General features: G+C 62.7%; 1 protein-coding gene. It reads left to right on the top strand.

Features of this window, described 5'->3' with window-relative positions:
- A partial coding sequence (locus ACEN88_RS35400; RefSeq protein WP_413347077.1) for an FAD-dependent oxidoreductase occupies window positions 1–276 on the top strand: 276 nt, incomplete at both ends.

Here is a 276-nt window from a genome sequence, read left to right as displayed (position 1 = left end):
CTGAAGACGCCAGCGAACTGCGCAGCCTCAGTTACCGTTACGAAACCCGTCTGCTGCAAGCTAACGAAATGCACAGCGTGGTGGGTTCCGATCGCTATGTCGGTGGTTTGATCGACATGGGCTCCGGGCATCTGCACCCACTGAACCTGGCGCTGGGCGAAGCGGCCGCCGCCCGGCAATTGGGCGCCAAACTGTTCGAGCAATCGGCTGTAACCCGCATCGATTATGGCCGCGAGGTCAAGGTCCACACCGCCCGGGGCTCGGTCCGCGCCAAGA

The organism is Massilia sp. CT11-108 (assembly GCF_047302915.1).
Taxonomy (GTDB): domain Bacteria; phylum Pseudomonadota; class Gammaproteobacteria; order Burkholderiales; family Burkholderiaceae_D; genus Telluria; species Telluria orientalis.
This window is presented reverse-complemented; position numbering and strand designations above follow the sequence as displayed.